We start from the raw sequence: 13477 nt of genomic DNA on the forward strand, positions 1-13477 counted from the left end.
TATTTTTTGAAACAATGCCTGAAAATCGTCGCAATTATCCCCTATCTTCGGTCCTGAGGCAGCCACACGCAACAGGAGGACGACATGAACCTCAATCAAATTATCAACATGGTGATGCGCACCGTGATGCGCCGCATGATCAATTCCGGGATCAACGCAAGCATGAATGCAGGTCAAAACGCTTTGTCCAAGCGTAAAAAGCCCGCAGCTCCCCAAGACCAAAGCCCGCGCGATTAACCTACTGCGAAATGTTTGGACAGTTTCAAACCCTGTCCCTGATAGTTCGACGCAATCCCCGCGCCATACAGCTGGCTCGGGGATTGGTCCATTTGTTCATAGACCAAACGACCAACGATCTGCCCATGCTCAAGCACAAAGGGCGCCTCATGGCAGCGCACCTCTAGAACGCCGCGTGACCCAGTGCCGCCGGCTGCATCATGGCCGAACCCCGGATCAAAGAACCCGGCATAGTGCACCCGGAATTCCCCGACCATTGCCAAAAATGGCGCCATTTCAGCAGCATAATCGGGCGGGATATGCACAGCTTCGCGGCTGACAAGAATATAGAACGCATCCGGGTCAAGGATGATCTGACCATTGCTGGTGCGCAGTTCTTCCCAGAACTCAGACGGTGCATAATGTCCCAGCTTGTCGAGGTCGATTACACCCGTATGCGGCTTGGCCCGATAGCCCACCAGATCGCCGCTTTCAGGCTTGAGATCGACCGAAAACCCGAGCCCGTCACTGATCACCGCCGGCCCGCCTGACACCAGTTTTTGTTCTTCATGCAGCGCGCGCAGAGTGTCGTCTGACAAAACCGATTGTCCATGCCGGAACCGGATCTGATTGAGCCGCATACCCGGACGGACGAGAACCGAAAACGAGCGCGGACAAATCTCGGCATAAAGCGGGCCTTGGTATCCAGCGGCGATCCGGTCGAATTCGCTGCCTTCATCCGTAATTGTGCGCGTCAGCAGATCCAGCCGCCCGGTCGAGCTTTTGGCATTGGCGACAGCGCTGATATCCGAGGGCAGGGCAAGGCGCTCCATCAAGGGAACAAGGTACACACAGCCCTTTTCCAGCACCGCACCGCCCTCAAGCGAAATGCGGTGCATTTCGAAATCCGCCAGACGGTCTTCAACGCGCCGCCCCTTACCAGCTAAAAACGACGCGCGCACCCGGTAGGCCACATTACCCAAGCGAAGATCGAGGCTGGCCGGTTGCACCTGACCATCGACAAAGGGTGTGTCCGCCGCGATGATACCGCGATCCATCAGATCCGTGATCTGCTGATTGGCCAATACACCTGTCATCGGAACCCCCTTGGTCGCAGTTTGTCTTGCATAGCAAGCCACTGCGCCCCATGCGAGGGCGTTTTTCCCTGCAAAGCGGTATTGATAGCTGTGTGATGATTGGTCGGGCTAGCAGGACTCGAACCTGCGACCTTCCGTCCCCCAGACGGACGCGCTACCAGGCTGCGCTATAGCCCGACTGCGGCCTGTCATAACGGTTTTGGGTCGGGCCGCAAGTGCGAATTTCGGCAGTTTCGACAAAGCCGCTCTTACCGGGCAACCGCTTTCAACTGATCCAGAATCGGTGCGATCTGCTGCGCTTGTTCGGGCGACAGGTGCCGTATGCGTGCAAGATAGGTCAGGGCACTTGGCTCTGGTTCCGCCGGTGTGGCCACAACAGGCACGACGGGTTCTTGGACGGTGTCGGCCTTTTCCCTAAGGGCGTCTTCCGTGGCCACGCGATCCGCCATTGAACGTTGGAGAAATCCGGGCAGGGCGGTTTCGGGCTCCGGCTCAACTGCAAGAACCACCTCCGGTTCAGGTTCGGTGGCCTGTGGTTTCTCCTCGAGGATCGTGTCTACAACAGCAGACTCCGGCTCGGTCTCTGCGATGTCTGCAGACGACGTCTGGGGCTCCGATGTGACCGCTTGATCAGGTATGTCATCACTTGCGTCCACCTGCTCTGGTTCAGCCTCGACAGCGTCAGCAGGCAGAGCTTCCGCAATCGGCGTTTCCTCGACGGTCTCAGGCTTGGCGAAGGGCACAACGGTGTCCAGCGGCTCGGATGCGGGCACGTCCTCGAGAAGTGCCAGATCGGCCTCTTCTTCGTCGCTCAGACTTAATTCACAAAGCGAGGATACATGCTTAATACCTTGTTCTCGAAGTATTTTTTGCACGCCTTTGATGGTCATTCCATCATCGTGCAGGAGCTTTTTGATCCCACCCAGAAGGCGCATATCAGCGGGGCGGTAATACCGCCGACCTCCTGCACGTTTGACAGGTTTGACTTGGGTGAATTTGCTTTCCCAGAACCGCAGAACATGGGCCGGTGTGTCCAGCCATTCGGCGACTTCGCTGATCGTGCGAAAGGCGTCTGCGGATTTGCTCATGCGCTCAGCCCTTGTTGCCTGCGGCCACGCGGTCTTTCATGAGGTGGGAGGGGCGGAAGGTCAGAACCCGGCGCGGGTTGATCGGAACTTCCTCGCCGGTTTTGGGATTGCGGCCGACACGCGCAGCCTTGTCCCGGATCGAAAACGTACCAAAAGACGAAATCTTTACCTGTTCACCTTCGACCAAAGCGTCGGACATATGATTGAGGACTGTTTCCACAAGGTCCGCGCTTTCATTCCGCGACAACCCCACTTCGCGAAACACAGCTTCGCTCAGGTCCATACGTGTCAGTGTCTTTTGTCCCATACACAAACCTCCCCGGTTTGAGGCAGCATGCGCCTTGCGATTTTCCGAGTCAATATCAACGGGTTGCAGGTGGGTATTTAGAAAAGGTTTTTGCCTACCAGCGTAGAACGACAGCACCCCAGGCCAGACCGCCGCCAATCGCTTCGGTCACAATCACGTCGCCACGCTTGATCTGGCCACGTTCCACACCGACGGACAAGGCAAGAGGAATGGATGCGGCCGAGGTGTTGCCGTGGTTCTGAACCGTCACCACCACGTTATCCATCGACAGGCCCAGCTTTTTGGCGGTGCCCTGAATGATGCGGATATTCGCCTGATGCGGGACAATCCAATCCACCTCTTCATTGGCGATTCCCGCTTTTTCCATCGCAATGCTTGCGGTCTTGGCCAACTTTTCCACCGCGTGGCGGAACACTTCTTTACCCTGCATCCGCAGAAACCCGGTCGTTTGCGTGCTGACGCCGCCATCGACATACAGGATATCGCGGTGTTGGCCGTCGGAATTCAAATCAACCGACAGGATGCCCCGGTCCGTCTTGTCACCAACACCGTCCTGCGCTTCGAGGATCACGGCACCGGCGCCATCACCGAACAGCACACAGGTGGATCTGTCTGACCAATCCATGATGCGGCTAAAGGTTTCTGCACCAATCACCATGATCCGCTTGGCCTGACCGGAAATGATCAGCGCATTTGCATTGGCCATCGCATAGATAAACCCGGCGCAGACGGCTTGCACGTCAAAGGCAAACCCGCGGTTCATGCCAAGCGCGGCTTGCACCATGGTTGCAGCAGACGGAAAGGTAAGATCGGCAGTCGACGTGGCCAGCACGATCGCGTCCAGATCGTTGGCCGTCAGACCTGCATTGGCCAAAGCGTTCCGCGCGGCCTTGGTCGCGATATCCGACGTGGTTTCACCGTCCGCTGCGAAATGCCTGCTCTCGATGCCGGAGCGGGACTTGATCCATTCATCGGATGTGTCCAGCGTTGCTTCGAATTCAGAATTGGGCACAACCCGCTCTGGCAGGTAATGGCCCAGCCCTACGACAACCGAACGTGTGGTCATTTCGGGCTCTCCTCGTCTGTATTGGTCTCTTGGTCCGATTTGGACGCATTTTCTGTGATCGACGCCAGCCGGGCAGCCAGCCGTTCGGAAAAGCCCGATTGCGCCAGTTGCACCGCAAGCTGAATCGCGGCGGCAACGCCGGTTGCGTCGGCAGAGCCATGCGATTTCACGACGGTGCCGTTCAACCCAAGGAACACACCGCCATTCACCCGGCGCGGGTCGATCTTTTGTTTGAGGCGTCGCAGGGATGTCAGCGCCAAAAGTGACGCGAGCCGCGACAAGGGCGAATAGGCAAATGCCTCTTTCAGACGATCCCCGATCAGTGAAGCCGTACCCTCACCGGTTTTCAGCGCGACATTGCCGGTAAAGCCATCGGTGACGATCACGTCACAGGCCTCACCGGGAATGTCGCCGCCTTCGACAAATCCGACGAATTCGAATTGCGCCTTGTCAGCCATCCTGCCGATCAGCTCATGTGCTTCTTTGAGTTCGGCCTTGCCCTTGTGTTCCTCGGTGCCCACGTTAAGCAATCCGACACGTGGCCGGTCCAGATCAAGTCCGTTGCGGGCGTAGGACACACCCATAAGCGCGTATTGCAGCAGGTCTTGTGCGTCGGCGCGCACATCCGCACCCACGTCCAACATCACGTTGAAGCCCTGCGGATTGCGCGAGGGCCACAGAATCGCGATGGCCGGGCGGTTCACCCCCGGCAATTTGCGCAAGCGGATCATCGACAACGCCATCAGCGCGCCTGTGTTGCCACAGGACACCGCAACGGTCGCTTCCTTGTCACGCACGGCTTCGATGGCGGCCCACATGGATGTGTCCTGCCCGTGCCGCATGATGTGGCTTGGCTTGTCTTCCATCGACACAATGCCCGACGCATCCCTGATTTCGCAGCGTCCGGCCAAAGCCTTTTTCCGCTCGATCAGTTTGGTCAGCTTGCCTTTGGGCCCATGGACGAGGAAATGGATATCCGGATTCGCCTTCGCAGAACGAGACATGCCGGAGACAACTGCCTCCGGCCCCAGATCGCCGCCCATAGCGTCGATAGATAGCACAATCGGCGCGACACCCACCTTTTTATGATCCTGCGAAGAGGTCATGCGGAGGGTTTCGCCCAATCGTTGCTTATGCCGCGTCTTCGTCCAGGTCGATTTCGTCGGCCTGTGCGATCACTTCGCGATCCGCGTAGTGGCCGCAGGACGGGCACACGTGGTGCGGCCGCTTGAGTTCGCCGCAGTTGGAACATTCGTTCGGATTTGCAGCAACCAGAGCGTCATGTGCGCGACGGTTGTTGCGGCGCGACTTGGATACTTTGTTCTGTTGGACAGCCATGTCTCAACCTCAATTTTCTATAATCTGTAGCATGCTCGCCATGCCGCGTTTTGGGTGTGTCCGGCCTCTTAAGGGAAAACCGGGCCGGGTGACAACCCCACCTCAGATGAAGGCGCGAACATAGGGGCAATCGTGAAATCCGCAAGCGTTTTCTGGCGGGTTTCTTTACGACTTTTCATCGAATTGACCCCGCAGGGCGGCCAGACCGGCAAACGGCTTGGTGTCCTCATCTTTCAAGGGGGCCACACCGTCCTCGGCGAACACCGCTTCGCCCAGTTCGGCGTTTTCGGTCCGAGGATAAAGCGGCAAAGCCAGCAAGAGCGATTCGACCATCGCATCATAGGCAGAGATGATCGCACCCAGCGGCTCTGTGCTGGTGTCTTCTGGCATCTCCATTTCAGCCCCGGCTTCCACGTCATCGAAATATTCTTCCGGGACATACCGCCGCTCGACGGCTTCATCGATACGTGTGGTCACCGGATCAAGAGTGACGACGCAGGGCTGCACCACTGTGGCCCCAAGCTTGGCCGTCAACGTCCAGCCACGCGCCCCCGATGGCGAAATCTCGCCGGTAAAGCGCAATTTCTTAACGCCCGGCAGGTCGAGCTGTCTCGCAATCGCCGCCCGCATGTCCGCATCAGGCTGCAAGTCGAACGCGGTTTCACGTCGGCTCGACAGGTCGCTGACGCGATATTCTCCGGGTTTCAGAACCTCTTGTGGCATATCTTGTGTTCACCCTTTGCTTGAACGCAGGCCCAAGGCCGTGTAATCGGGATAAAAGGCAGCGAACGCCAACGCAAGAGAGGCGCCATGCAGGGCATCAGATCGACAGTCAGGATCGGGCTTGTGACGCTTCTGTGCATTGCGCTTGCAGGATGCACCGCGCGTTACCGCACGCATGGCTATGTTCCATCCGAAGACGAATTGCAGCAGATCGTACCGGGGGTCGACACGCGCGCCACGGTCGAAGACCTTGTCGGCGTGCCGTCCACGTCGGGCACACTGAACGAATCCGGGTTCTATTACATTGAAAGCGATGTCCGCCATTTCGCATGGAAACAACCCGAAGTGGTCGACCGCGAAGTTCTGGCCATCACGTTCGATTCCACAGGTGTCGTCGAAAACATCGAACGCTTTGGTCTCGAAGACGGACAGGTCGTGCCGATCGCCCGCCGCATCACCGGCTCCGGGGATGGCGACATCAGCTTTATCCGCAAGCTCTTCGGCAATATCGGCGGGATCAACGCAGCCGACTTCTTCAACTGATGACGACGGAGGCAGCGGCGCAGATCGCTGCTGTTCCGGATCATGTGTCGTTGCGCTTTGGCCCATATCGAGCGGTGATCGGCACCTCATGTGCAAGCCGCGAGTCCGCACTGTCCCTACGCGCCGCCGCCTTCCGAAACGGTGACGCCGATACAGACCGGTTCGATGCGCTATGTCTTCACGGCTGCGTCACCAAGCGCACAGATACAGCGCTGGTGGCCTTTCGGGCCCGACTGATCGAAGACCCCGACGCGCTGGCCGACAGCTATACCGGCCAGAATTACGACCTGTCACCGCTACACCGGATGCCGGGGCCGTATCTTGAGCTGGGTCGGTTCTGTCAGTCCAGTGGCCCACCCGACGTGACAGCGCTTCGGCTGGCATGGGCAGCTCTTGGCGTTCTGGTAGACCGGCACGACATCCGCATGATGATTGGGTGCAGTTCGTTTTCCGGAGCCGATCCCGAAACACACCGCGCAGAGCTTGCATTTCTGCACGCCCATCACCTTGGTCCCAAGGCACTGCGCCCAAACCGAGCGTCAGCCGATGCCATTGATCTGCCCGATGGTCCCGCATCACCGACCGGCTTGCCGCAGCTTTTGCGCAGCTATTTGGCGATGGGTGGATGGGTCAGCGACCATGCGGTGCTCGACCGGGAACTTGACCGGCTGCACGTGTTTACAGGGCTGCCTGTCGATGCCATTCCAGCGCCCCGAAAGGCCCGGCTGCGCGCCTTGGCGCAGGCTGCACAAACCAGCCCCCTTGACCTTGCGCCCGCCGCGCCGTAGCGCGACGGCATGGCCATTATTCCGCTTCTGCAACTCAATGACATCTCGCTTACCTTTGGTGGTGAGCCGGTGTTCCATGACCTCAGCCTTGTGGTGCAACCGGGCGACCGTGTGGCACTTGTAGGCCGCAATGGTTCGGGCAAATCCACCCTCATGAAGGTGATGTCCGGGCTTGTCGAACCCGATCGTGGCGACCGCGTTGTGCCGCCGGGCATCAGCACCGGATATATGGAGCAGGACCCCGACCTCAGCGGGTTTGCCACGCTGGGCGATTACGCCATGCACGGGCTTGATTCGTCCGAATTGTATAAGGTGGAACGCGCGGGCGAAGGGCTTAAATTCGACCCAGACCGCGTGACGGAAACCGCATCCGGCGGCGAACGCCGCCGCGCAGCTTTGGCACGATTGATGGCGCAGGATCCGGATCTGATGCTGCTGGACGAGCCGACCAACCACCTTGATATCGAAGCGATTGGCTGGCTTGAAGACGAATTGAAACGCACCCGCAAGGGCTTTGTCCTGATCAGCCACGACCGGCGCTTTCTCTCTGAACTCACCCGCGCGACGCTCTGGATCGACCGCGGACAAGTGCGGCGTCAGGAAAAAGGGTTCGACGCGTTCGAGGCGTGGCGCGACAAGACGTGGGACGACGAAGACCTCCAGCGTCATAAAATGGACCGCAAGATCAAATCTGAAGCGCGATGGGCCGTCGAAGGCATCAGCGCCCGTCGCAAACGCAACATGGGACGGGTTCGCGCGCTGCAAGATTTGCGCGGCGAGCGTGCCGCAATGATCAAACGGCAGGACACCGCCGCGATGGAACTGGCCTCGGGGCCAAAGTCCGGCCGCAAGGTGATCGAGGCTGTGGGTCTGACCAAAGTCTTTGATGACACAACCATCGTGGGCAACTTTTCCCTGACCATACAGCGTGGCGACCGGGTGGCCTTTGTCGGCCCCAATGGCGTGGGCAAGACCACACTGATCCGCATGCTGATGGGCGAAATCGACCCTGACGAGGGCACGGTCAAGCTGGGCACGAACCTTGTCCCGGCGGTGTTCGACCAGACCCGCGCGCAGTTGAACGAAGACCTCAGCCTGTGGGAAAACCTGACGGGCGACCCTGAAATGCGGGTCTCGGGCAAAGCCGATCAGATCATGGTGCGCGGTGCGCCGAAACATGTGGTGGGCTATCTCAAGGAATTCCTGTTCGACGAACGACAGGCCCGCGCGCCTGTGCGTTCATTGTCGGGTGGCGAAAAGGCACGACTTCTGCTGGCGCGGATCATGGCACGTGAATCGAATTTGCTGGTGTTGGACGAACCAACCAACGATCTAGACGTCGAAACGCTTGACCTGCTGCAGGATCTGCTGAGCGAATATGACGGAACGGTTCTGCTGATCAGCCACGACCGCGACTTCCTTGACCGCGTGGCCTCCACCACCGTGGCAATGGAAGGGCGCGGGCGCGCCACCGTCTATGCAGGCGGGTGGAGCGATTATCGCGCCCAGCGGGGCGAAGATGCCTCCGAGGCCACAGCGTCGAAATCCGCACCCAAACAAGCGGCCAAAGCTACAGCCGCACCCAAATCAAAAACTGGTCTGAGCTTTACCGAAAAGCACCGGCTTGAAGAATTGCCCGCCGAGATCGACCGCCTGACCGCCGAGATCGCCAAGCTGGAACAGCTGATGGCCGATCCGGAACTTTTCACGCGCGAACCCGTGAAGTTCAAGAAAGCCTCTGAAGCGTTGGTCACCCGACAGACCGCGTTGGCCGAAGCCGAAGACCTTTGGCTGGAATTGTCGGAAAAGGCCGAGGCCGGGTGACGCTTCGGTCAACGGAAACGCCAAAACGCGGTGCCGCATCTTCGCGCTCTGTCTGGCGGGCCGCGCGCGGTGACCTAACTTCGGCACTATGAACGATCCCATCTTCATCGGCGCCCGCATCTATCGCGGTTCAAGCTATGGCCCGCGCCACCCGCTGTCGATTCCCCGGGTTCCGACGGTGACCGACCTTTGCCGCACGCTTGGCTGGCTGACGGACACGCAGTACCGCACCAGCCCCTGTGCCAAACCGTCTGCGTTACTGAACTTTCACACCCCCGCTTATATCGCAGCCCTGCAGCGCGCGGAGGCCACCCTGCAGGCAGACCCCGCCTTTGATCTGGGTACATTGTCGAACCCGGTGTTTCCCGAGGTCTACCGACGCCCCGCAACAGCGGCGGGCGGCGGGCTGCTGGCGGCCGAGCATGTACGGGCAGGAGGTGTCGCCTACAATCCCGGTGGTGGCACCCATCACGGGCTACCTGATCGGGCCAATGGTTTTTGCTACATCAACGAACCGGTGCTGACGATCCGGCACTTGCTGGGTATGGGGCTGAACCGCATCGCTTATGTCGATATCGACGCACATCATTGCGACGGGGTGGCGGTGGCGTTCCATGGGTCCGAGCAGGTGCGCATGATCTCGGTCCACGAGGACAAGCGCTGGCCCTTTACAGGCGCGCTTGACGACGACGCGGGCGGGGCGGCGATCAACATTCCCGTCCCACGCGGGTTCAACGATACCGAATTCGACCTGATCCTGAACGACGTGATCCTGCCTGCTCTTGCAGCGCAAAAGCCAGATGCCATCTATCTGCAATGCGGTGCGGATGCCGTGACCGAAGACCCGCTGTCGCGTCTTACACTGTCGAACCGCTGTCACGTGAAGGCGGTCACGGCGTTGCGCGCGATGGCGCCACGCCTGATTGTCTCGGGTGGTGGGGGCTACAATCCGTGGAGCGTCGGGCGGGCCTGGACCTGCGTTTGGGCAACATTGGCCGGACACGAGATCCCGGATCGCTTGCCGCAAAACGCGGCAGATATTCTGCAAGCGCTTCGTTGGTCACGAAAGGCACAACCTTCGGACGCGCTGTTGACGACGCTGCTTGATGACCCACGTCCCGGCCCGGTTTCAGAGCAGGTCCGCGCGGCAATTGCGCATCTGAAATCCGGATCAGCAAGGCAGGCCGGGTAGCGGCAGGCGCAACACGGCGCGGTTGTTTTGCACTTCACAGTCCGGCCAGATGTCGCGGTCACGGCACAGCCGCGCCAGCAGAGCAAACTGCACATGGGCAGGGCTGATACCTTGCATGTCGGCACATACCCGGTCAGTGACCACGGCCCAAATCGGCAGATCCCCACGCACGTTTGGGGCATCGGCGCGCGCAACAAGGCTGCGGTCTTGGACATCAAAGCTTAGCAACCCGCCCTGAGGCAAGGCCGCTTCAAGACACAGAGCCGATAGAAAGGCAAGTTGCGTGACATCGCGGCCCAAATCCTGCGTGATCCGCCATTCTGTGGACAGGCGTGTCCCCGCATAGTGATCGGTCAGCGTCGCGCGCGCCTCGGCAACGGGAATTGCGCGGGTATCAGTGGCGGTGCCAAACGCGATGCGAAAGAACCGGATGCGGGCCGTGGCATGATCGCAACTTTGCTGGATCAGCGACATTTCCGGCCCGACCGGTGCCGAAGCCGTCATACCAGCAAGTTCCAATCCGTTCGAAATTGCGCCAATAGGGCTGATCAGGTCGTGACAAATGCGCGATCCGATCAACGCGGCCAATGAAGCTGCATCCTGGTGCACTATATCCTCCCATACGCAGTACGGAGACCGCGCATGACTGATCTGAATGGAATTTTGGAACCCGGATCGCTGGTTCGCCACCCCGATGAACCCGATTGGGGTGTCGGGCAGGTGCAATCCAATATCGGCGACCGCATCACGGTGAATTTCCGCGAAGTGGGAAAAGTGGTCATTGATGGGTCACGCATCGGGTTGGTTCCTGTTTTCGATGAGTAAACATCACAACCAAAAGTTGATGAAAGCTTAATTTCTTTCGGAAACATTGGTTTTTCGGTCAATCCGACGCCGTTGCGCGTCACCAGGTGACACATTAAGGTGACTGCGAACGAGGCGGGCCACCCTAAATGCTACAAACTGCACCCCAGTATCAGACCTCGCTTGCCCGATCTAAGGCCGAGATCCGCGCGGCGCAACGGCTTCGCTACGAGGTGTTCGTTGCCGAACTGGGCGGCAGCGGCGACGGCGTCGATCACGCGAACCGGCTGGAAATCGACAGGTTCGACACCCATGCAGACCATCTGCTGTTGCGCGATGTAAAAAGCGGGGCCGACACTGTCGTCGGGGTCTACCGCCTGATGACCAAAAATCACGCGACTGCCGCGAATGGGTTCTACTCTGCTTCGGAATTCGATCTGACGCGCCTGTTGAACAGTGGTCTTAGCCTCTTGGAACTGGGGCGATCCTGCCTGCATCCTGATCATCGTGGCGGGCCTGCGCTGATGGCGCTGTGGCAGGGGCTGGCCGATTATGTGGCAGACCACGACATCGACATCCTGTTCGGCACGGCCAGCTTTCACGGCACGGATCTTGAGGCGTTGCAGCACCCGATCTCGCATCTTCACGCCACCTATCTTGCGCCCGAGCCGCTACGCGTCACCGCTACCATGACCACAGATCTGGCGCTGCTGCCCCCAAACCGGATCGACCGCAAGGCGGCGATGCGCGACACGCCTGCGCTGATCAAATCCTACCTCAAGCTGGGCGGCACAATCGGGCAGGGCGTCTTTGTGGACCATGCCTTCAACACAACCGATGTGTGCCTGATCCTCGACACGGCGCAGATGACTGCAGGGCGTTTCGACAGATCCGCATGGCGGCCGACATGAGCCCAACATGGGACAGCGACGACCCCATCATCGCCCCCCCGATCTCGGCGGCAGGCTGGGTGCGGGTGCTGCTGCGTGGGATCACATTGGGTGCGGTGGTGTTCGGCGGGCTCGCACTGCTGCTGCTGCTCCGACTTTTTGAGCGGCCGATTTTCGGCGTCGACCGTCCTTTGACACCCTATATCACTCAGGCTGTGTGCCGTTGCGCGTTTGTCATCCTGCGCCTGCCGCTTGTGGTGCGCGGGCCCCGTATGAAGGTGCGGGGTGCGGTGGTTGCCAATCACGGATCATGGCTTGATATCTTTGCACTCAACGCCCGCAAGAACGTCTATTTCGTGTCCAAATCCGAGGTCGCCTCGTGGCCCGGAATCGGCTGGCTGGCGCGGGCCACCGGAACAGTCTTCATCCAGCGCGACCCCCGCGAGGTAAAAGCCCAGATCGCGGTGTTCGAAGACCGGCTGGAACATGGGCACCGACTGCTGTTCTTTCCCGAAGGCACATCGACCGACACGCTGCGGGTTTTGCCGTTCAAGCCCACGCTGTTCGCCCCGTTCTTTTCCGACCGGATTGTACATGACATGCACATTCAGCCGGTTACCGTGATCTATCACGGCCCCGATGGCGAAGACCCGCGCTTTTATGGCTGGTGGGGGGACATGGGCTTTGCCCAACATCTGCTCAAGGTGCTGGCGCAGCACCCGCAAGGCAAGATTGAACTGGTCTATCATGTGCCAACACGGGTCGACGCTTTTCCCAATCGCAAGTCGCTGGCCAGCCATCTGGAATCGCAGGTTCGGTCGGCCCACCCGACACCCGATCTATGACCCCGGTGCCACTGGGGTAAAGCCCAAGCTTGCGCATCCGCAACTTGCGCACGAGTCCAATTGATCCAAAGATCAGAAACCCCACCTGAATAAAGAACGCCCCCAAGTTGAAGGCGCCGATCAGGCTGATCAGAACAAGCGTTGCCGCAGTCAATTGGTTGCAGGAATAATATGGCCCGTTGCCGCAGATCCGACCCGTCTGTACCAGCGCGAATCCCCCGACATACAGGGCCGATCCCACCACACCGCAGATCTGAAGAAGGTCGGGATAAGCTCGCATGGCTTCGAAGAGGCCTGTCATACTTGCGCTCCGTAAAATAGACCCGACTGCTGCACATGGCGAACAGTCGGGCCGACAATCTGAAAACACACCAGAGCCAGATGAGGGCTGACCCAAGCGCAACCTTAAAAAGTCTTTGTGAACCGAAACCGATCCTTGTTACCCGTCACATCCCCCGTCCGAACCAAGCCCGGAGCCGCCAACCGATTGAAATAATGTGTCGGCGTCGTGGTCTGCGAAGAACTATCCTTATGCGCTTTGTTATATACGTGACGCTAAGTCAGCGCAGGTCTGGAATACCTGACCTCGGTCGGATTTTCCCGTGAAATGAGCGTGAAACCTCGTCGAATTCGTTGCGTCAAACCAAGAATAGACGAGTCGCGTAACACAAAAGCAAAACGGCGCAGGATGACCCCACGCCGTTTAAAAATGTTACATGTCAGTGAACTACGAGGTGATCCTGATGTGGTTTAGGT

Annotated in this window: 16 protein-coding genes, 1 tRNA gene and 1 pseudogene; 8 read left to right on the top strand and 10 right to left on the bottom strand. The window is 59.2% G+C overall.

Translation table 11 applies throughout. The annotated features are described in order from the left end of the window. Positions 1 to 84 precede the first annotated feature (84 nt). Entirely contained in the window at positions 85 to 237 is a 153-nt protein-coding gene (locus MCRY_RS22925) for a hypothetical protein (RefSeq protein WP_171046176.1), read from the top strand. Here MCRY_RS22925 and MCRY_RS13340 read toward each other — a convergent pair. The 8 genes from MCRY_RS13340 to MCRY_RS13375 form a co-directional block, all read right to left on the bottom strand. Next, the gene (locus tag MCRY_RS13340; protein ID WP_085630679.1) at positions 234 to 1313 is read right to left on the bottom strand and encodes a 2'-deoxycytidine 5'-triphosphate deaminase; all 1080 of its coding nucleotides are present in this window, start codon (positions 1311 to 1313) and stop codon (positions 234 to 236) included. The two genes, MCRY_RS22925 and MCRY_RS13340, sit on opposite strands and share 4 nt — an antisense overlap. A gap of 100 nt (positions 1314 to 1413) precedes the next feature. Further along, positions 1414 to 1490: transfer RNA gene (locus MCRY_RS13345), tRNA-Pro, on the bottom strand. A 71-nt stretch (positions 1491 to 1561) separates the two neighbouring features. Next, positions 1562 to 2401, bottom strand: a complete 840-nt coding sequence (locus MCRY_RS13350) for a MerR family transcriptional regulator (RefSeq protein WP_085630681.1) — start codon at positions 2399 to 2401, stop codon at positions 1562 to 1564. 4 nt (positions 2402 to 2405) lie between these two features. Next, complete coding sequence (gene ihfA / locus MCRY_RS13355) at positions 2406 to 2708, bottom strand: integration host factor subunit alpha (protein WP_085630683.1); 303 nt, start codon at positions 2706 to 2708, stop codon at positions 2406 to 2408. 94 nt (positions 2709 to 2802) lie between these two features. Continuing rightward, complete coding sequence (locus MCRY_RS13360; protein WP_085630685.1) at positions 2803 to 3774, bottom strand: beta-ketoacyl-ACP synthase III; 972 nt, start codon at positions 3772 to 3774, stop codon at positions 2803 to 2805. Beyond that, positions 3771 to 4880, bottom strand: a complete 1110-nt coding sequence (plsX, locus tag MCRY_RS13365; RefSeq protein WP_085630878.1) for a phosphate acyltransferase PlsX — start codon at positions 4878 to 4880, stop codon at positions 3771 to 3773. The genes MCRY_RS13360 and plsX overlap by 4 nt, the downstream gene beginning before the upstream one ends. Positions 4881 to 4905: 25 nt before the next feature. Further along, positions 4906 to 5112, bottom strand: a complete 207-nt coding sequence (rpmF, locus tag MCRY_RS13370) for a 50S ribosomal protein L32 (protein WP_085630687.1) — start codon at positions 5110 to 5112, stop codon at positions 4906 to 4908. Between the two features lie 165 nt (positions 5113 to 5277). Next, positions 5278 to 5835: a YceD family protein gene (locus MCRY_RS13375; protein WP_085630689.1), complete on the bottom strand. Its 558-nt coding sequence runs from the start codon at positions 5833 to 5835 to the stop codon at positions 5278 to 5280. 87 nt (positions 5836 to 5922) lie between these two features. On the opposite strand from MCRY_RS13375, the gene MCRY_RS13380 reads away from it, so the two are divergent. The 4 genes from MCRY_RS13380 (at position 5923) to MCRY_RS13395 (ending at position 10182) form a co-directional block, all read left to right on the top strand. Then, the gene (locus tag MCRY_RS13380) at positions 5923 to 6378 is read left to right on the top strand and encodes an outer membrane protein assembly factor BamE (RefSeq protein WP_085630691.1); all 456 of its coding nucleotides are present in this window, start codon (positions 5923 to 5925) and stop codon (positions 6376 to 6378) included. Beyond that, complete coding sequence (locus MCRY_RS13385; protein WP_085630693.1) at positions 6378 to 7166, top strand: GNAT family N-acyltransferase; 789 nt, start codon at positions 6378 to 6380, stop codon at positions 7164 to 7166. The genes MCRY_RS13380 and MCRY_RS13385 overlap by 1 nt, the downstream gene beginning before the upstream one ends. Positions 7167 to 7175: 9 nt before the next feature. Further along, on the top strand, positions 7176 to 8990 hold the full coding sequence (locus tag MCRY_RS13390; protein ID WP_085630695.1) for an ABC-F family ATP-binding cassette domain-containing protein: 1815 nt from the start codon (positions 7176 to 7178) through the stop codon (positions 8988 to 8990). An 88-nt stretch (positions 8991 to 9078) separates the two neighbouring features. Then, entirely contained in the window at positions 9079 to 10182 is a 1104-nt protein-coding gene (locus MCRY_RS13395; protein ID WP_085630697.1) for an acetoin utilization protein AcuC, read from the top strand. Here MCRY_RS13395 and MCRY_RS13400 read toward each other — a convergent pair. Further along, positions 10162 to 10791 carry a histidine phosphotransferase family protein gene (locus MCRY_RS13400; protein WP_138488175.1) on the bottom strand — a complete coding sequence of 210 codons (630 nt, stop codon included), beginning with the start codon at positions 10789 to 10791 and terminating at the stop codon, positions 10162 to 10164. The two genes, MCRY_RS13395 and MCRY_RS13400, sit on opposite strands and share 21 nt — an antisense overlap. Positions 10792 to 10824: 33 nt before the next feature. Between MCRY_RS13400 and MCRY_RS13405 the strand changes: the two genes are divergently transcribed. From MCRY_RS13405 to olsA, 3 genes are all read left to right on the top strand, one after another. Beyond that, on the top strand, positions 10825 to 11007 hold the full coding sequence (locus MCRY_RS13405; protein ID WP_085630699.1) for a DUF3553 domain-containing protein: 183 nt from the start codon (positions 10825 to 10827) through the stop codon (positions 11005 to 11007). 128 nt (positions 11008 to 11135) lie between these two features. Beyond that, complete coding sequence (gene olsB, locus MCRY_RS13410; RefSeq protein ID WP_085630701.1) at positions 11136 to 11897, top strand: L-ornithine N(alpha)-acyltransferase; 762 nt, start codon at positions 11136 to 11138, stop codon at positions 11895 to 11897. Next, a complete protein-coding gene (gene olsA / locus MCRY_RS13415) occupies positions 11894 to 12721 on the top strand; it encodes a lyso-ornithine lipid O-acyltransferase (RefSeq protein ID WP_085630882.1) in 828 nt (275 codons plus the stop codon). The genes olsB and olsA overlap by 4 nt, the downstream gene beginning before the upstream one ends. Positions 12722 to 12767: 46 nt before the next feature. Here the strand turns inward: olsA and MCRY_RS23610 are convergent. Beyond that, a pseudogene (locus tag MCRY_RS23610) lies at positions 12768 to 13022 on the bottom strand (CBU_0592 family membrane protein); the annotation flags it as partial. Positions 13023 to 13477: the final 455 nt, after the last annotated feature.

Source organism: Marivita cryptomonadis (assembly GCF_002115725.1).
Taxonomy (GTDB): Bacteria; Pseudomonadota; Alphaproteobacteria; order Rhodobacterales; family Rhodobacteraceae; genus Marivita; species Marivita cryptomonadis.